Raw genomic sequence first — 17,847 nt, 5'->3', positions numbered from 1 at the left:
GCTCGTTCCGGCCGTGGGCGACCGCGCAATCGTGCGCGTGCAGGGCTCGGTTCGCCTCAGCTCGTTCTCAAAGTTCCGCTTTATGCGCGTCACGGCGTCCCGGAGGTGTGGATCGTGGATCTGCGGCACGATCGGCTGCGCTTCTATCGATCGCTCGTCGATGGCGAGTACCGGGACAAGACCTGGACGTCCAAGCCGGGCCTCACGCGGATCGCCGCGTTGCCGGAGACGTCGGTCGATCTGTCGCGCCTGCTCGCGCCGTAGGCCGGTGATCAGTTATCGAATGTCGTAGCTGCGCGCTGATCGACGCATCCTCGCTCGCATCGAATGGGAGATACGCGTTCGCGATGTCCCGTGTGATGAGTTCCGCGCTCGAGCGAGTGGCCGATCAGGATGAGCTCTGTAGTAAATCGCCGTGGCGGTCACCCCGACCGGCCGGACCTGGTCGGCGGCCGCTAGCTCGCCGGGGGTGCTCCCGCCGTGTTCACCATCCACGGCACGCCGAACCTGTCGATGAAGCTCCCGTAGCCCGGCGACCAGAACGTCGCGTTGAAGGGCATGACGACCTTGCCTCCCTCCGAGAGGGCGTCGAACACGGCTTTCGCCTTGTCCGCATCGTCGAAGTGCAACGTCACATCGAAGCCGTTCTTGGGCTTGTCGATGTTCGGCGCCCAATCCTTGGCCATGTCGGCCCCCATGATCGCCTGGTCGCCGACGTCGAGCCAGCAATGCATGAGCCAGTTCTTGTATTCGGGCTTGACGGGCATGTCCGGCGGACCATCGCCGTACGGCACGGCCGCCGTAATCTTGCCGCCGAGCACTCTGGCATAAAACTCGAACGCCTCCCGGCACTGCCCCTGAAAAGACAAGCTCGTCACGATCTTCATGGCATCACCCTCCTGGTTGGAGGGCCGATACTAGACGTCTTGAGGCTCCTAATGCCATCCGAGCAAGCACCGTAGCCTTCGCCGTTCGAGCGTATCGAGCGACGCAGCGTCGCCGGCGCCCTTCGCACTTCAACCGGTCAGCGTGGCGAGCCACGCCGTGAAACGAACCCACGGCTCGGTGTCCGTGATCAACGCCCGCGCCGCCTGGTTCGCGACGAGAAACGCGCCGCCCGCGATCCACACGGATGCACCCGCCCGACCGTCCGCCGGTCGAGCAGGACGAGGGCGACGAGCAGCCCGTCGACGATGACCGTGCCGAGCAGCACGCGCTCCGCCAGCGTCGTCATTCCCGGCACGAGCCGCACCAGGCGCACCACCGCCGCGCCGATGATCGCGAACGAGGCGAGCACCATCAGCCGCCGGTGAATCTCGGGCCGGCGGACATTCGCGATCGCAAGCGCGACGAACGTCGTGAACATCAGCATCGCCGAGAAGCCGAGTGCGGCGACATAGCGCGCGACCTCCGGCTGCGGACCCTGCAACCCGGCCGCGAGGCTCACGATCTGCACCAGGATTCCGGAGAACGCCATCACGGCCGCGAGCGCGATGCCGAAGAGACCGAGCTCCCGGTGCCAGCCCGTGCGCCCGTCCGCCACGAGCGCCGTCTGCGCGACAAAATAGAGCATCCACAGAAAGAACAGCACACCGTGGAAGTGGACGGCCGGATGGAGCGCGAGCGTCCCGGCGGCCAACGGCGCCCAGTAGCTCGGCACGAAGCCTGCGAAAGCGACGGCGGCCATCGACACTGCCGTACCGAAGTAGAGCTTGCCGTGCGAGGCCGCGCGGGCGCGCCGCCTCAGCGGCTCCCCGGTGCCGGAATAGGCGACTGCGCTCATCGGTGCTTTCTCCTCTGTGCTCGGGCGATTGCGATGGCCCCGGATTCGGGACGACACTATCGTTGGGCCGATGAAATGACGTTGCCCCGGGGTGAAATGCGGTGAAATCCGCTTGGAAACCCGACGCAGGCTCGGCATGAGCGGCACTGCCCCAGCGAGCGGCGTCTACGAGTTCGGCGAGTTTCGGCTCGACCCGGCGCGACGCCTGCTCGCACGCGCGCACGGGGAGCCGGTGCCCATCACAGGCAAGCCCTTCGACGCGCTCGCCTATCTGGTCGAGCGCGCCGGCACGGTCGTGCCGCGTCGCGAGCTCTCGCAGGCGCTGTGGCCGTCGACGGTCGTCGAGGACAACAACCTGAGCCAGACCGTGCTCGCGTTGAGGCGCGCGCTCGGTGACACGCAGAGCGCGCCGCGGTTCGTCGCGACGATACCGCGCCGCGGCTACCAGTTCATCGCGCCCGTTCGGCGCGCCCCGCCAAGCGCCCCGGGGGCGTATACGCCGGCGCGCCCCGGTGCGATCGCCGTGCTGCCTTTCCAGAACCTGAGCCCGCTCGCGGAGCACGCCTACTTCGCCGCCGGAATGCACGAGGAAGTGCTGAGCCGCCTCGGGCGGATTCGCGGACTGGAGGTGAAAGGGCGCACGTCGGTGCTCCGCTATGCGGAAGGGACGACGCCCATCGAGACCATCGTGCGCGAGCTCGCCGTCGCGGCCGTGCTCGAAGGCAGCGTGCGTTACGCCGCGGAGCGGGTGCGGGTGAGCGTGCGCTTGGTCGACGCCGGCGGCACCGAGCTCTGGAGCGAGACGTACGACGACGAGCTCGGCGACGTGTTCGCGATCCAGGCGGACATTGCGGAACGCATCGCAGCGGCGCTCGCGGCCGAGCTCACGCCGGCCGAACGCTCGAGCGTAGGGGCCGCGCCGACGCAGTCGCTCGAAGCCTATGCGCTTTACCTCCAGGCGGTCGCGCTCTATCGCGCACGCGGCGGTATCGGCGTGAGCATGCCGTTCGACGTGCGTGCCGAGATCGATCGCCTGCTCGGCGAGGCGCTCGCTCTCGACGGCCGCTTCGCGGCGGCGGTCGGATGGCGCGCTCATGTCGCGCTCGATTCGCTGATCTTCGATCCCCTCCAGGCGGAGGATTGGCCGCGGACGAGAGCGGCCTTGATCGAGCGTATCGAAGGCGATGCCGCACGTGCCCTCGAGCTCGAGCCCTCTCAAGCGATGGCGCACGTGATACTCGCGCGCCTCGCGATGTACCGCGGGCGGCTCGACGAATCACTCGCGCGGCTCGAGCGCGCGCGCGAGCTTCGGCCGAGCGATTCGGTCGTGCTGCACTACACCGCGATGATCGAGACCCTGCTCGACCGGCATGAGGCCGCCGTCCGCACGGCACGGCGAGCGCTCGAGCTCGACCCGCTGAATCCGGCGCCGTACACGCCGCTCGTGCTCGGGCTGCGCGCACTCGGCGATCTCGCCGGCGCGCGGGCGGCCGCTCGGGCCGCGATCGAGTGCGTGCCCGCCGCGCCGATCGGCTACATTCACCTCGCGAGAACCGAGACGGCCGGCGGCGAGCCGGAGCGCATCCTGGAGGCACTGCGCATCGCCGAGCGCTTTTTCGACGACACGACGCGCAACTTCCGCGTCGACGCGGCGCTCAGCTATGCGCGCGCCGGCGCACGGGCGGATGCGGAGCGCTCGATCCGCGAGTTCGAGCGGGCGAGCGCCGGACGGCGCATCGAGCCGGGGCTCGACGCGATGGCGGCGCTCGCGCTCGGCCAATACGCCCGCGCGCGCGAAACCCTCGAGCAGGCGGTCGCGACGCGCGCGAGCGGCATGGACCCGATCCCGCTGCTTCTCATCCGCCGCAACACGTGGGCGGACCCGGTGCTCGAGCAGCCGGAATGGCAGACGCTGCGCGCACGGCTCGGGTACGAAAGGAACCGAGGTTGAGCTGGCACGCCGCCTTGATTCGGCTCCGGAACCGCTTCTACGCGTTGTCCGCGCGACGCGGGAAGGTCGAGCGCGACCCGAAAGGGCGCGAACCCTAAGGCGCGGCCTTGGACGGCGCAACCCGGCGGCGGCGCGGGCCGCCTTCGGCCAGGCTCTCCTGCGGCTCCCGCGGCATGCCGGCGCTTTCCGGGATCGGGGCGGCGGCCGCGTCTCGACCGCGCGCGGGCGGGGCGGCCGTTGCGCCGGCCTCGGCAGGAACCTGGGGGTGGGACGGCGGTACCGCGCCTGCCGGCAGCTCGAGCTCGACCTGCTTAGAGGATTCCGGCTCCCATCTCGGCGTGACGACGCCGAGCGAGACGATCATCTTCAACGCGTCCTCGACCGTCATGTCGAGCTCGACGATCTGCTCCCGGGGCACGAACAGAATGAAGCCCGACGTCGGATTGGGCGTCGTCGGCAGGAACACGCTGACGACGGTCTCGCCGGTGCGCTCTTGCACTTCCCCGACGGTGTCGGAGGTCTGAAACGCCAGCGAGTACATTCCCGGATGCGGGTACTGGATCAGCAGCACGCGCTTGAACGACTGGCTCGTGTCGCTGAAGACGACCTCGACGAAGTGCTTGACCGAGCCATAGACCGTGCGCACGAACGGAATGCGCGCGAGCCACGACTCGTAGAGGCTCACGAGCCGGCGGCCGATCAAGTTCGCGGCGAGGATGCCGGTGGCGAGCAGCACGGCGAACGCGAGAAAGCCCGAGACCATCGCGTTCAGTCCGGGCACGCCGAAGTCGAAAAGCGCCTCCGGCCGATAGGGCGCCGGCAGCCAGAAGAGCAGCCGCTCCATCAGACCGAGGAGCAGCCGGAAGACGAAGATCGTGGCGCCGACGGGGGCCCAGACGAGCAGGCCGGCGACGAGATAGCGGCGGAGACGAGCCACCGGAGCCCCTCAAGCGACCGCGCTGCTCGCCCCGCTCGTGCCCTTTGCCTGTTTTTCCTTCTTCTCGGCTTTCGACGCGTCGGCGCTCTTCGCCGTGTCGCCCGACTTCTTCGACCCGTCGTCGGCCGATTTGGACTTGCCGTCCTCGGCGGACTTGCGCTGACCGTCATCGGCCAGGTTGCGCTTCTTCTCCTTGTCGGACTTGAAGTCGGTCTCGTACCAGCCGCCGCCCTTCAGCCGGAAGGCAGGCGCCGACACCAGACGACGCAGCGACGGCTCCTCGCATTCCGGGCAGTCCTTCAACGGCTCGTCGCTCAGCTTCTGCAACGCGTCCAGCGTATGTCCGCAGGCGGCGCATCGATACTCGTAGATCGGCATGCTTGAAGTTCTCTCGCTAATCCATGGCCGGTCAACCATTTGGGGCGTCCCGCGCGATTTCAAGAGGCGGCACGCCCCGGCCTTCGCGCGGTCCCGCGCGGCGCGTCGGATTATCGGCGGGACGTCCCGCGGGGGGAAGCGATTCCGCCCGAAAATCGACAAAAACCGCCTCCGAAAAAGGTGTCAGACACCTTTTCCGGGGAAAAAGGTGTCTGACACCTTTTTTCTCGGGCAGACACCTTTTTCGGTCACGCGGCGGCGGCTGCCGGGCCCTTGCGGAAGCCGAGCCCGTCGGGCTCGGCCGTGACGCGGATCGTGTCGCCGGGACCGAAGTCGCCGCGCAGGATCCGCTCGGCGAGCGGATTCTCGAGCTGCTGCTGAATCGCGCGCTTCAGCGGCCGGGCGCCATACACCGGGTCGTACCCCGCCTCCGCGAGCCGGTCGACCGCCGACGCGTCGAGCTCGAGGCCGATGTCGCGCTCGCCGAGGCGCCGGCGCAAGTACTCGAGCTGGATGTCGACGATCCGCCGGATGTGCTCCGTCTCGAGCGGATGGAACACGACGACGTCGTCGATGCGGTTGATGAACTCCGGCCGGAAGTGCTGCCCGACGATCTGCATGACTTCCGCCTTCATCCGCGCGTAGTTCTCCGCGCCCGCGAGCTCCTGAATGCGCTGGCTGCCCAGGTTCGACGTCATGATCACGACCGTGTTGCGGAAGTCGACCGTGCGGCCGTGCCCGTCCGTGAGGCGGCCGTCGTCGAGCACCTGAAGCAGCACGTTGAAGACATCCGGGTGCGCTTTCTCGACCTCGTCGAGCAGCACGACGGAGTAGGGCTTGCGCCGCACGGCCTCGGTGAGATAGCCGCCCTCCTCGTAGCCGACGTACCCCGGCGGCGCGCCGATCAGCCGCGCGACCGAATGCTTCTCCATGAACTCGGACATGTCGATGCGCACCATCGCGTCCTCGGTATCGAACAGGAACGCGGCGAGCGCCTTCGTGAGCTCGGTCTTGCCGACGCCGGTCGGCCCCAGAAACAGGAACGAGCCGTTCGGCCGGTTCGGATCGGCGAGCCCCGCGCGTGAGCGACGGATCGCGTTCGCGACGGCATGCACGGCCTCCTCCTGACCGACGACGCGCTTGCCGATGAACTCCTCCATCTTGAGCAGCTTCTCGCGCTCGCTCTCGAGCATTTTCGAGACGGGGATGCCCGTCCACTTCGAGACGACCTCCGCAACCTCCTCCTCGGTGACGCGGTTGCGCAGCAGCTTGTGGGCCGACGTGTCCTTCTCGGCCGCCGCGGCCTGCGCGAGCTGGCGCTCGAGCTCCGGGATCCGGCCGTACTGAAGCTCGGACATCCGCGTGAGGTCACCCGCGCGGTGCGCCTTCTCGAGCTCGACCTTCGCGTGCTCGAGCGCCTCCTTGATGTGCGTCGTGCCCTGCATCGCCGCCTTCTCGGCCTTCCAGATCTCCTCGAGGTCCGAGTACTCCTTCTCGAGCCGCTGGATCTGCGCTTCGAGGTCCGCGAGGCGGCGCTTCGAGGCCTCGTCCGATTCCTTCTTCAGCGCCTCGCGCTCGATCTTGAGCTGGATCAGCCGCCGGTCGAGGCGGTCCATCTCCTCCGGCTTCGAGTCGATCTCCATGCGAATGCGCGACGCGGCCTCGTCGACGAGGTCGATGGCCTTGTCAGGAAGGTTGCGATCGGTGATGTAGCGGTGCGAGAGCGTCGCTGCGGCAACGATCGCCGGGTCGGTGATCTCGACGCCGTGGTGGACCTCGTAGCGCTCCTTCAAGCCGCGCAGGATCGCGATCGTATCCTCGACGGTCGGCTCGTCCACGAGCACCTTCTGGAAGCGCCGCTCGAGCGCCGCGTCCTTCTCGACGTGCTTGCGGTACTCGTCGAGCGTCGTGGCGCCGACGCAGTGGAGCTCGCCGCGCGCGAGCGCGGGCTTCAGCATGTTGCCGGCGTCCATCGCGCCCTCGGCCGCGCCGGCGCCGACCAGCGTGTGCATCTCGTCGATGAAGAGAATGATCTGGCCCTGCTGCTTCGCGAGCTCGTTCAGCACGGCCTTCAGGCGCTCCTCGAACTCGCCGCGAAACTTGGCGCCCGCGATCAGCGCGCCGAGGTCGAGCACGAGCAGGCGCTTCGACTTCAGGCCCTCGGGCACCTCGCCGTTCACGATGCGCTGCGCGAGGCCTTCGACGATCGCGGTCTTGCCGACGCCCGGCTCGCCGATCAGCACGGGGTTGTTCTTCGTGCGCCGCTGGAGCACCTGGATCGTGCGGCGGATCTCGTCGTCGCGCCCGATGACCGGGTCGAGCTTGCCCTGCTCGGCGCGCTCGGTCAGGTCGATCGTGTACTTGTCGAGCGCCTGCCGCATCTCTTCCGCGTTCGGGTCCTGCACCTTGTTGCCCCCGCGAATCTCGTCGATGGCCTTCACGATGGCGCCCTTCACGGCTCCGGCCTCCTCGAGCATGCGGCCGAGCTCGCCGCGCGCCTGGAGCGCCGCAAGCACGAAAAGCTCGCTCGAGATGTAGGCGTCGCCGCGCTCCTGCGCGAGCTTGTCCATGATGTTCAGCAGCTTGCCGAGCTCGTTCGAGAGGTGGACCTCGCCTTCCGAAGCGCCCTGAACGGTCGGCAGGCGGTCGAGGGCCTGGCCCAGCGACGAGAGCAGGCGGTTCATGTTCACGCCCGCCTTCGTCAGCACGCCGCGGATCGTCCCGCCCTCCTGCTCGAGCAGCGCCGCCATCACGTGCACGGGCTCGATGTACTGATGGTCGCGGCCGACCGCCATCGACTGCGCGTCGGCGAGCGCGAGCTGAAACTTGCTGGTGAGTTTGTCCATGCGCATGACGACGCGCTCCCTGAATTCGCTCGGGTGAAAACTTCGATTCCGCCCAGAGACATGGGGCCCCGCGGCCGCGATATCAACCGCTCCGGTGCCGCGTGCTCAGCTCTCCTTCCAGATCAGTGCCGCCATTCGGCCGCACGGGGCCTCGCGGCGGTGCGAGAAGAAGCGGTCGCCGTCCGAATGCGTGCAGTACCCGCCGCCGAACACGGCGCCGACGCCGGCCCGCGCGAGGCTCTCGGCCGCGAGAGCGTAGAGGTCGGCGAGCCAGCGCCCGCGCGCGTTGCGCACGAAGCTCCGCTCGACGGCGAACCCGCGCTCGGCGAACGCCGCGCGGACCTCGTCCCCGACCTCGAAGGCGCGCGGCCCGATGGCCGGGCCGAGCCACGCGACGACGTCGGCTCCGGGGACGCCGAGCGCTTCGACGGCGGCCGGCAGCACGCCGCCCGCGAGCCCGCGCCAGCCGGCGTGCGCGACGCCCACACGGCGCCCTTGGCGGTCGGCGAGGAGGACCGGCAGGCAATCGGCGGTCAGCACCGTGCAGACGACGCCGAGGCGCCCGGTGACCGCGCCGTCGGCCGGCGCGACGGCTTCCCGGTCGAGGTCGAGGACCCGCGTGCCGTGGACTTGCTCGAGCCACCGCGGCTCCTCGGGAAGCGCCAGGCGAGCGGCAACGCGCCGGCGGTTCTCCGCGACGTTGGCCGGGTCATCGCCCACGTGGCCGCCGAGGTTCAGGCTCGCGTAGGCGCCCGTGCTCACGCCGCCCGTCCGCAGCGTGACGCAGGCGCGCACGCCCTGCGGGGCGGGCCACTCCGGCGCGATCGCGAAGCCGTCCCCGGCGGCGCTCATCGGCTTGCTCCGTAGGCATCGCGCTCCCGCCCGCGGCCGGCCGCCGCGGCCGCGTCGGCCCGCAACGCGGCGAGCAGCGCCTCCATGTCCGCCGGGAGCGCGCTCTCGAACGAGAGCGGCTCCCCGGTGCCGGGGTGCCGGAGCGCGAGCCGCGCGGCGTGGAGCGCCTGGCGGCCGAACGTCTCGAGCAAGGCGCGGAGCCCCTCGGTCGGCTGCGGCGGAAAGCGGGGGCGCCCGCCGTAGAGCGGGTCGCCGACGAGCGGGGCGCGCAGGTGCGCCATGTGCACGCGGATCTGGTGCGTGCGCCCCGTCTCGAGCTCGACCTCGATCGACGTGTGCGCGCGGAACCGCTCGAGCACGCGGTAATGCGTGCGCGCCGCGCGCCCGCGCCCGGTCACCGCCTGCTTCAGACGATCGCGCGGATGGCGCCCGATCGGCGCATCCACGACGCCGCCCCCGGTCAGCACGCCCTGGCAGACGGCGACGTAGGTGCGGCGGATCTCGCGCCGTTCGAGCCGGGCCGCGAGCGCCGCCTGCGCCTCGAGGGTCCGTGCGACGAGCAAGAGACCGCTCGTGTCCTTGTCCAGGCGGTGAACCAATCCCGCGCGCGGCAGCGCCGCGAGCGCCGGGTCGAGATGCAGCAGCGCATTCTGGAGCGTCCCCGACGGGTTGCCGGCGCCCGGATGGACGATGAGCCCCGCGGGCTTGTCGACGACGAGGAGCGCCGGGTCCTCGTAAACGACGGTCAGCGGAATGGGCTCCGGGCGGACCGGCACGGCGGCCTCGAGCTCGGCCGCGAGCACGAGCTCGTCGCCGGCCCGGACCTTGCGCTTCGCCTCGGCCGGCTCGCCGGCGAGGGTGATGCAGCCTGCGTCGATCCAGGCCTTCAGGCGGCTCCGCGAGAACTCCGGGATCAGCGCCGCGGCCGCCTGGTCGAGGCGCTTCCCGGCGAGCTCCGGCGGGATCACGGCGCGCCGGAAGACGACGTCGGCCCCCCCGTCATCGTCGTCGGCGAAACTTTCGGCCATGGCTCCTCGTCAAAAGGTAAAATTCGCCTTCCGGACGGCGGCCGCGGCGGGCGGCCCAACAAAAGCCATGAGCGGGGATCGATGCCTTCGATGATCAAACGACTGCTGCTCGGCGCCATCGCCTGCGCCGCGGCGAGCTGCGGCGGCAACGACAACATCGTGGAGGATGCCGGACCCGAGGCGCTCTACGACCGCGGCAGCGAGATGATGGAGGCGGGCAACTATCAAGGAGCGGTCCAGTATTTTCTCCAGCTCGAGGCGCGCTACCCGTTCAGCAATCTGACGAGGCAGGCGCAGCTCGACATCATCTCCGCCTATTATAAGAGCCGCCAGCCGGAGGCCGCGATCGACGCCGCCGACGAGTTCATCCGCGAGAACCCCACGCACCCGCGCGTGGACTACGCGCTCTATATGAAGGGCCTGGTGTACTTCGACGAGGGCCCGAATGTCCTCGAGCGGCTGTTCAAGGTGGACATGTCGGCCCGGCCGCCGAAGGACACCGAGGAAGCGTTCAACGTGTTCCAGGAGTTGCTCCGGCGCTTCCCGGACAGCCGCTACGCGGCCGATGCGCACCGCCGTATGGTCTTCCTGCGCAACCGGCTCGCCGAGTACGAGAATCACGTCGCGCGCTGGTACATTCGTCGCGGCGCCTACGTCGCCGCCGTGCAGCGCGCGGAATACGCGATCGAGCACTACCCCGGCGCACCGCAGCTCGAGGAAAGCCTCGAGATCATGATCGAGGCGTATAACGAGCTCGGCATGACCGAGCTCGCCGCCGACGCGCGCCGCGTGCTCGAGCGCAGCTTCGGGGACGGCGCGACGCCGTCGGAGCCGATCCGGCTGGATTGAAAACGCGTCGTCTGAAAAAGGTGTCTGAAAAAGGTGTCTGACACCTTTTCCGTGGAAAAGGTGTCTGACACCTTTTTTCGTCGCGCTCAATAAGCCGACGTGATCGGGTAGCGCCAGTCGCGGCCGAACGCGCGGCCGCTGACGCGCACGCCGGGCGGCGCCTGCCGGCGCTTGTACTCGGCCCGCTTCACCATCTGAAGCACCTTCACGACCGTCTCCCGCTCGAAGCCGAGCGCCGCGATCTGCTCCACGGAGTAGTCCTTCTCGATGAAAAGCTCGAGGATCGGGTCGAGCTGATCGTAGGGCGGAAGGGAGTCCGAATCCTTCTGGTCGGGCCTGAGCTCCGCGCTCGGCGCCCTGGTGATCGTGCGCTCCGGGATCACGCGCGAGATGGCGTTGCGGTAGCGCGCGAGACGGTACACCAGGGTCTTGCTGCAATCCTTGAGGGGCGCGAACCCGCCGGCCATGTCGCCGTAAAGGGTCGCGTACCCCACGGCCATCTCGCTCTTGTTGCCCGTGGACAGCAGCATTTCGCCGAGCTTGTTCGAGATCGCCATCAGCAGCAGGCCGCGGCAGCGCGCCTGGATGTTTTCCTCGGTCGCATCCGGCGGCAGTCCGCCGATGACGTCCTTCAGCACGCCGAGCGTCGCCTCGAACATCGGCTCGATCGACATCACGTGGTAGCGCACGCCGAGCATCCGCGCCTGCTCGGACGCGTCGTCGAGGCTCATTTGCGACGTGTATCGCGACGGCATCATTACCGCGTGCACGCGCTCCGCGCCGAGCGCGTCCACCGCGATCGCGAGGGTGAGCGCCGAGTCGACGCCGCCGGAAAGCCCGAGCACGACGCCCTTGAAGCCGTTCTTCTCCACGTAGTCGCGCGTGCCGAGCACGAGCGCTTCGTAAACGCTCTTCTCGTGCTCCGGATGAGGCGTCTTCGGACCCGGGAGCACGCGCACGGCGCCTTGCTGCGTCTCGATCTCGACGACGTAGATCCCCTCCTCGAACATCGGCGCGCGGAACACGACCTCGCCGGCCGCGTCGACCGCGAACGAGCCGCCGTCGAAGACGAGCTCGTCCTGCCCGCCGACGAGATTCAGGTAAATCAGCGGCACGCCGCACTCGCGCGCGCGGCGCGCGAGCACCTCCTCGCGGACGCGCGGCTGATGCACGTGATACGGCGAGCCGTTGATCACGAGCAGCGCTTTCGCGCCCGCCTCCACCGCCGCCCGGCTCGGCTCCGGATCCCAGCCGTCCTCGCAGATGATCAGCCCGAAGCAGACGTCGTCGACCGTCGCGACGGTGGCATTCATGCCCGGCTGGAAATAGCGCTTCTCGTCGAACACCCCGTAGTTCGGGAGCACGCGCTTGCGATGTTTCGCGACGATCTCGCCGTCGTCGAGGAGGGCGCCCGAGTTGTAGATGAACTCGCCCTGATACTCCGGATACCCGAGATACATCGCGATCCCGGAAACGCCCGTGCGGACCTTCTCGAACGCGGCTTCGACGCGGTTGCGCAGGCCGCGATGCAGCAGCAGATCCTCGGGCGGATAACCCGAGAGCGTGAGCTCCGGAAACATCACGAGCCGGCAGCCGAGCGCGTCGCGGGCGCGGGAGGCCGCGTCGAGGACCTTGCGGGTGTTCTCGTCGATGCCCCCGACCCGCGTGTTGAGCTGAGCGAGCGCGATCTTCATTCGTCGAGAGAAGGCGTCAGACCGAAAAAGGTGTCTGACACCTTTTTGGACACCTTTTTGGGCCGAGAGTCATCGCGCCCATCACTGCTCCCGAGAAAAGGTGTCTGACACCTTTTTTCTAGCGGAGGGCCTCCGCCATGGCCTGCCCGAGATCCGCGAGCGACCGGACCGTGGCGACGCCGGCCTTCTCGAGCGCGGCGTACTTCTCGACGGCCGTGCCCTTGCCGCCCGAGATGATCGCGCCCGCGTGGCCCATGCGCTTGCCCGGCGGCGCGGTCACGCCCGCGATGTAGGCGACGACGGGCTTCGTGACATGCGCGGCAATGTACTCCGCCGCCGCCTCCTCGTCCGTGCCGCCGATCTCACCGATCATCACGATCCCGCGCGTCGCCGGGTCCGCCTCGAACAGCTCCAGGCAGTCGATGAAGTTCATGCCGCGGACCGGATCGCCGCCGATGCCGACGCACGTGGTCTGGCCGAGGCCGCGCGCCGTCGTCTGCCCCACGGCTTCGTACGTCAGCGTGCCCGAGCGCGAAATGATGCCGACGGACCCGGGGCGGTGGATCGCGCCCGGCATGATCCCGATCTTGCACTCGCCCGGCGTGATGATCCCGGGGCAGTTCGGGCCGATCAGGCGGCATTCGTGGTCCTTCAGCACCGCCTTCACGCGCACCATGTCGAGGACCGGCACGCCTTCCGTGATGCAGACGATCACCTCGATGCCCGCGTCCGCCGCCTCGAGGATCGCATCGGCCGCGAACGGCGCCGGCACGTAGATCATGCTCGCGGTCGCGCCGGTCTCGCGCCGGGCTTCCGCGACCGTATCGAACACCGGCAGGCCGAGGTGCTCCGTGCCGCCGCGGCCCGGCGTGACGCCCGCGACGACCTTCGTGCCGTACTCGAGGCACTGCTGCGTGTGGAACGTGCCCTGCCGGCCGGTCAGCCCCTGGCAGATCACCTTCGTATTCGCGCCGACGAGGATGCTCATGCCGCACCTCCGGCGAGCTTCACGACCTTCGACGCGGCGTCCTTCAGGTCTTCGGCCGCGATGATCTTCAAGCCGCTCTCGGCGAGCAGCTTCTTGCCCTTGTCGACGTTCGTGCCTTCGAGCCGCACGACGACCGGCACGCCGACGTGGGCGTCCTTGACCGCGGAGATCACGCCCTCGGCGATCAGATCGCAGCGGACGATGCCGCCGAAGATGTTCACGAGAATCGCCTTCACCTTCTCGTTCGTGAGGATGATGTTGAACGCTTCCTTGACGCGCTCGGCCGTGGCGCCGCCGCCGACGTCGAGGAAGTTCGCGGGCTCGCCGCCGTGCAGCTTGATCAAATCCATGGTCGCCATCGCAAGGCCCGCGCCGTTGACGAGGCAGGCGATGTTGCCGTCGAGGGAGACGTAGTTCAGGTCGTGCTCGTGAGCGCGGCGCTCGCGCTCGTCCTCCTGCGCCACGTCGCGCATGCCGGCGAGGCGCTGCTGGCGAAACAGCGCGTTCTCCTCGACGTTGATCTTCGCGTCGAGCGCGACGACGCGGCCGTCCTTCGTGACGATCAGCGGGTTGATCTCGACCAGGCTCGCGTCGCACTCCTTGAAGAGCTGCACGAGCTGCGCAAGGATCTGGTGCAGCTCCTTCTGCTGATTCGCGTCGAGCCCGAGGCCGAACGCGATCTGCCGCGCCTGATACGCCTGGAGCCCCGCGGCGGGGTGAAGGTGGACCGTGAGAATCTTCTCGGGCGTCTCGCGCGCGACCTCCTCGATGTCCATGCCGCCTGCCGCGGAAGCCATGATCGCGATCCGCTCCGCGGAGCGGTCGACCAAGAGGCTCAAGTAGAGCTCGCGCGCGATCTCCGAGCCCGACTCGATATAAACGCGATCGACCGGCAGCCCGTCCGGACCGCTTTGGTGCGTGACGAGACGCTTGCCGAGCATCGCCTTCGCGTACGCCGAAACCTCCTCCACGGAGCGGGCGAGCTTGACGCCGCCGGCCTTGCCGCGGCCGCCGGCGTGCACCTGCGCCTTGACGACCCACAGGCCGCCGCCGAGCGCTTCCGCCGCCTGGCAGGCCTCCTTCTCGCTCGCCGCGACCCGACCTTTCGGTATCGGGATGCCGTACTCGGCGAAGAGCGCCTTGGACTGGTATTCGTGCAGATTCATGAGGCTCGAGTCTCAGCAGTCATCTTGAGGAAATGGGGGCCGCGAGGGTTCGGTATTGTCCATGAAAGCGCTCGGCTTCGTAAAGGCAAGGGCGGGCGGCGCCGGGACCGAGTCCTTCGGTTAAGATTCGCCGCGACATGTCCGCCGTCGACATACGCAAGCCCGCCAAGGCGGCTTCCGCTCGCCGGGACTCGGCCATCGGCGAAGCGGGCGAGTTCGGCTGGCGCATCCTCGGCCTGCTCAATGTCTTTCGGCTCGCCCTCGGCGCGATCCTGCTCGCCGCGTTTCTGCTCGTCGACAGCCCGCGCCTGATCGGCGACCTCGATCCGGCGGTGGCCTTTCGGGCGCTCGTCGCGATGCTCGCCGTCGGCTGCGTCGAGATGTGGCTGCTCTATCGGCGCACGCCGCGCGTCGAGCTGCAAACCTACCTGCTCTTCGGCGCCGATCTCGCCGTCGTCGTCGCGCTGATTCACGCGAGCGGCGCGCAGTCGAACGCGCTCGGCGGGCTGCTCGCGGTCTCGGTGGGCGCGCTCGCGCTGCTGGTGCCGCTGCGGCGTGCGTTCTTCTTCGCCGCGATCACGACGCTCGCGCTGCTGCTCGAGCAGACGTTCGCGCATCTTCGCGGCGTCAGCGGCGTCGAGCAGTACGCGGCCGCCGGGATCCTCGGCGTCGTCGTGTTTCTGATCACGGCCGTCGCGCAGCTCGTGCGCCGCCGGATCGTCGAGACGGAGGCCCTCGCCGAGCAACGCAGCGTGGACCTCCGCAACCTCGTCGAGCTGAACGAGTACATCATCCAGCACCTCCGCGAGAGCATCGTCGTCGTCGACGGCGACGACCGCGTGCGGCTGATCAACGAGTCGGCGCTCAAGCATCTCGGCGCGTCGGGACGCACGGACGGGCTGCCGCTGCGCACGCTCTCCCCGGAGCTGGTCGAGCGGCTCGGCGAGTGGCGCCGCGAGGGCGCGGTCGCGAACGGCTCCGGCTCGCCGTTCGCCGCGGCCGACGGCTCGACGACGATCCAGCCGCATTTCGCGCCGCTCGGGAGCAGCCGCGCCGGCGGCGTCGTGATCTTTCTCGAGGACGTGTCGCTGATCGCCGAGCGCGTGCAGCAGACCAAGCTCGCTGCGCTCGGCCGCCTGAGCGCGAGCATCGCGCACGAGATCCGCAACCCGATCGGCGCGATGAGCCACGCGGGGCAGCTCCTCGCCGAGTCGGAGAGCATCGGCGCCGAGGACCGACGGCTGACGGACATCATCCGCGTGAACGCGAAGCGCGTCAGCCAGATCGTCGAGAGCGTGCTCTCGCTGTCGCGCCGCGAGAAGGCGCGGCCCGAGCGCCTGCTCTTGAAGCCGTGGATGCACGACTTCGCGAACGAGTTCGTACAGACGCAAGAGCTTTACGAAGGCGCGGTCTCGGTGACACCCGACTCCGTCGACGTCGAGGTCGAGATGGATCCGACGCATCTCCACCAGATCGTCTGGAACCTGTGCGAAAACGCCGTGAAGTACGCCAGCGCGACCGCGGGTGCGATCGCCGTGGATCTCACGTGCGGCCAGGTCGAGACCACCGGGAGACCGTTCCTCCAGGTCGGGGACCGCGGCCCGGGGATCGACCCGGCTCAGGCCGAGCAGATCTTCGAGCCGTTCTTCACCGGCCAGCCCGGCGGCACGGGCCTCGGTCTCTACGTATGCCGGGAGCTGTGCGAGCGCAACGGCGCTACGCTACGCTACTTCGCGCGGCCCGGGGGGGGCAGCCAGTTCCGCATCGTGTTCGCGGACCCGAATCGTTGGCAAACGGCTCACGGAGCAGAAGCACAATGAAGCCGACCGCACTCGTCGTCGACGACGAACCGGACATCTGCGAGCTTTTGTCGATCACGCTCGAGCGCATGGACATCGCATCACGCAAGTGCGGCGACGTCGCGGGCGCGAAGCGCGCGCTCGCGCGCGATCACTTCGACCTTTGTCTCACCGACATGCGCCTGCCCGACGGCGACGGGCTCGAGCTCGTCGAGTGGATCCAGCGCGAGGCGCCGGGCACTCCCGTCGCCGTCATCACGGCCCACGGCAGCGTCGAGACCGCGGTCAAGGCGCTGAAGGTCGGCGCCTTCGATTTCGTCTCGAAGCCGCTCGACCTGAACGACCTGCGCAAGCTCGTGACCGCCGCGCTGAAGCTCAAAGGAGGCGCCGCCCCGAAAACCGCCGCGTCGCAGGAGCTCGTCGGGGCCTCCCCCGCCATCGAGCGCGTGCGGGCGATGATCGCGAAGGTCGCGCGCAGCCAGGCGCCGGTGCACATCTCCGGGGAGTCCGGCACCGGCAAAGAGCTCGTCGCGAGAATGATCCACGAGGCCGGGCCGCGGCGCGACGGCCCGTTCGTGCCGATCAACTGCGGCGCGATCCCGACCGAGCTGATGGAGAGCGAGTTCTTCGGCCACCGCAAGGGCAGCTTCACCGGCGCCGTCGGCGACAAGATCGGTCTCGTGCAGACCGCGGAAGGCGGCACGCTCTTCCTCGACGAGGTCGCGGACCTGCCGCTGCACATGCAGGTGAAGCTACTGCGGGTGATTCAGGAGAAGTCGATCCGGCCCGTCGGGCAGACGAGCGAGGTGCCGGTCGACGTGAGAATTCTGAGCGCCACGCACAAGGATCTCGGCGAGCTCGTCGCGGAAGGCCGCTTCCGCGAGGACCTCTACTACCGGATCAACGTCATCGAGCTCCACGTGCCGCCGCTTCGCGAGCGGGGCGACGACGTGCTGATGCTCGCGCACCGCATCCTGTCGCGCCTCGCCGCGAGCCAGGGGGTCGCAGCGCCGCGGCTCACGAAGAAGGCGCACGCCGCGCTCCTCGGGTATCGCTTCCCGGGGAACGTGCGGGAGCTCGAGAACATTCTCGAGCGCGCGCTGACGCTCTGCTCAGGCGACGAGATCGACGAGGAAGACATTCAGCTTCGGATGAGCCACGACGAGCCCCGCGGGGGCGGGGCGGCCTCGAGCGCGACACGCATCGAAGACGGCACGCCGCTCGGCACGCAGCTCGAGGAAATCGAGCGCGACAAGATCATGAAGGCGCTCGAGCAGACGCGCTACAACAAGACCGCCGCCGCGCAGATCCTCGGGATCAGCTTCAGGGCGCTGCGGTATCGGATCAAGAAGCTCGGCATCGAGTGAGGTCGCTCGACATCGAGGCGAAGCGTCGCCGGGCTCGAGAAGGTGTCGGCGCCGGTCGTTTCGGCGATCCCCGCATTTCTCGATGCTCGGGATGTCGCAGGGCGGCGACGCGGACGTGACAAATTTGGTCACATTGTGACGGATATTCGGCTTCGGCGGTCACGTTCGTGGTTGCAATATGTCCAGCACGTGAACCGCGTCACGTCTGG

General features: G+C 68.8%; 15 protein-coding genes. 5 read left to right on the top strand and 10 right to left on the bottom strand.

Translation table 11 applies throughout. The annotated features are described in order from the left end of the window. Positions 1-114: 114 nt before the first annotated feature. Positions 115-264, top strand: a complete 150-nt coding sequence (locus VF329_07080; protein ID HEX7080760.1) for a hypothetical protein — start codon at positions 115-117, stop codon at positions 262-264. A gap of 191 nt (positions 265-455) precedes the next feature. On the opposite strand, the gene VF329_07075 is transcribed toward VF329_07080, so the two are convergent. Together VF329_07075 and VF329_07070 are read right to left on the bottom strand one after the other, a co-directional pair. Next, complete coding sequence (locus tag VF329_07075) at positions 456-887, bottom strand: VOC family protein (protein HEX7080759.1); 432 nt, start codon at positions 885-887, stop codon at positions 456-458. A 188-nt stretch (positions 888-1,075) separates the two neighbouring features. Further along, the gene (locus VF329_07070) at positions 1,076-1,783 is read right to left on the bottom strand and encodes a hypothetical protein (GenBank protein ID HEX7080758.1); all 708 of its coding nucleotides are present in this window, start codon (positions 1,781-1,783) and stop codon (positions 1,076-1,078) included. A gap of 136 nt (positions 1,784-1,919) precedes the next feature. Here VF329_07070 and VF329_07065 point away from each other — a divergent pair, with 136 nt between their 5' ends. Then, positions 1,920-3,734, top strand: a complete 1,815-nt coding sequence (locus VF329_07065) for a winged helix-turn-helix domain-containing protein (protein ID HEX7080757.1) — start codon at positions 1,920-1,922, stop codon at positions 3,732-3,734. Positions 3,735-3,828: 94 nt separating this feature from the next. Here VF329_07065 and VF329_07060 read toward each other — a convergent pair whose 3' ends face one another. The 5 genes from VF329_07060 to rluD all read right to left on the bottom strand — a co-directional run bounded on the left by VF329_07060 (position 3,829) and on the right by rluD (position 9,775). Continuing rightward, positions 3,829-4,671 carry a DUF502 domain-containing protein gene (locus tag VF329_07060; GenBank protein ID HEX7080756.1) on the bottom strand — a complete coding sequence of 281 codons (843 nt, stop codon included), beginning with the start codon at positions 4,669-4,671 and terminating at the stop codon, positions 3,829-3,831. A gap of 9 nt (positions 4,672-4,680) precedes the next feature. Further along, positions 4,681-5,049, bottom strand: coding sequence for a zinc ribbon domain-containing protein (locus tag VF329_07055; protein ID HEX7080755.1), 369 nt, complete (start codon positions 5,047-5,049; stop codon positions 4,681-4,683). Positions 5,050-5,297: 248 nt separating this feature from the next. Further along, positions 5,298-7,901, bottom strand: a complete 2,604-nt coding sequence (clpB, locus tag VF329_07050) for an ATP-dependent chaperone ClpB (GenBank protein ID HEX7080754.1) — start codon at positions 7,899-7,901, stop codon at positions 5,298-5,300. A 99-nt stretch (positions 7,902-8,000) separates the two neighbouring features. Next, positions 8,001-8,747, bottom strand: coding sequence for a peptidoglycan editing factor PgeF (gene pgeF, locus VF329_07045; GenBank protein ID HEX7080753.1), 747 nt, complete (start codon positions 8,745-8,747; stop codon positions 8,001-8,003). Continuing rightward, complete coding sequence (rluD, locus tag VF329_07040; GenBank protein ID HEX7080752.1) at positions 8,744-9,775, bottom strand: 23S rRNA pseudouridine(1911/1915/1917) synthase RluD; 1,032 nt, start codon at positions 9,773-9,775, stop codon at positions 8,744-8,746. The genes pgeF and rluD overlap by 4 nt, the downstream gene beginning before the upstream one ends. Positions 9,776-9,865: 90 nt before the next feature. On the opposite strand from rluD, the gene VF329_07035 reads away from it, so the two are divergent. Further along, entirely contained in the window at positions 9,866-10,624 is a 759-nt protein-coding gene (locus tag VF329_07035; protein ID HEX7080751.1) for an outer membrane protein assembly factor BamD, read from the top strand. 86 nt (positions 10,625-10,710) lie between these two features. On the opposite strand, the gene VF329_07030 is transcribed toward VF329_07035, so the two are convergent. The 3 genes from VF329_07030 to sucC all read right to left on the bottom strand — a co-directional run bounded on the left by VF329_07030 (position 10,711) and on the right by sucC (position 14,472). Beyond that, complete coding sequence (locus VF329_07030; protein ID HEX7080750.1) at positions 10,711-12,318, bottom strand: NAD+ synthase; 1,608 nt, start codon at positions 12,316-12,318, stop codon at positions 10,711-10,713. 118 nt (positions 12,319-12,436) lie between these two features. Further along, positions 12,437-13,306 (bottom strand): succinate--CoA ligase subunit alpha, encoded by an 870-nt coding sequence (sucD, locus tag VF329_07025; protein ID HEX7080749.1) that lies wholly within the window; start codon positions 13,304-13,306, stop codon positions 12,437-12,439. Next, entirely contained in the window at positions 13,303-14,472 is a 1,170-nt protein-coding gene (gene sucC / locus VF329_07020; protein HEX7080748.1) for an ADP-forming succinate--CoA ligase subunit beta, read from the bottom strand. The genes sucD and sucC overlap by 4 nt, the downstream gene beginning before the upstream one ends. Before the next feature lie 137 nt (positions 14,473-14,609). Here sucC and VF329_07015 point away from each other — a divergent pair, with 137 nt between their 5' ends. Further along, positions 14,610-16,292, top strand: a complete 1,683-nt coding sequence (locus tag VF329_07015; protein ID HEX7080747.1) for a HAMP domain-containing sensor histidine kinase — start codon at positions 14,610-14,612, stop codon at positions 16,290-16,292. Next, a complete protein-coding gene (locus VF329_07010; GenBank protein ID HEX7080746.1) occupies positions 16,289-17,638 on the top strand; it encodes a sigma-54 dependent transcriptional regulator in 1,350 nt (449 codons plus the stop codon). The genes VF329_07015 and VF329_07010 overlap by 4 nt, the downstream gene beginning before the upstream one ends. The last annotated feature ends 209 nt before the right edge of the window (positions 17,639-17,847 follow it).

It is taken from the genome of Gammaproteobacteria bacterium, assembly GCA_036381015.1.
In the GTDB taxonomy this organism is placed as follows: domain Bacteria; phylum Pseudomonadota; class Gammaproteobacteria; order Steroidobacterales; family Rariloculaceae; genus ZC4RG20.
Note: the sequence above shows the minus strand (reverse complement) of the source record. Positions and strands in the feature narration are given on the sequence as shown.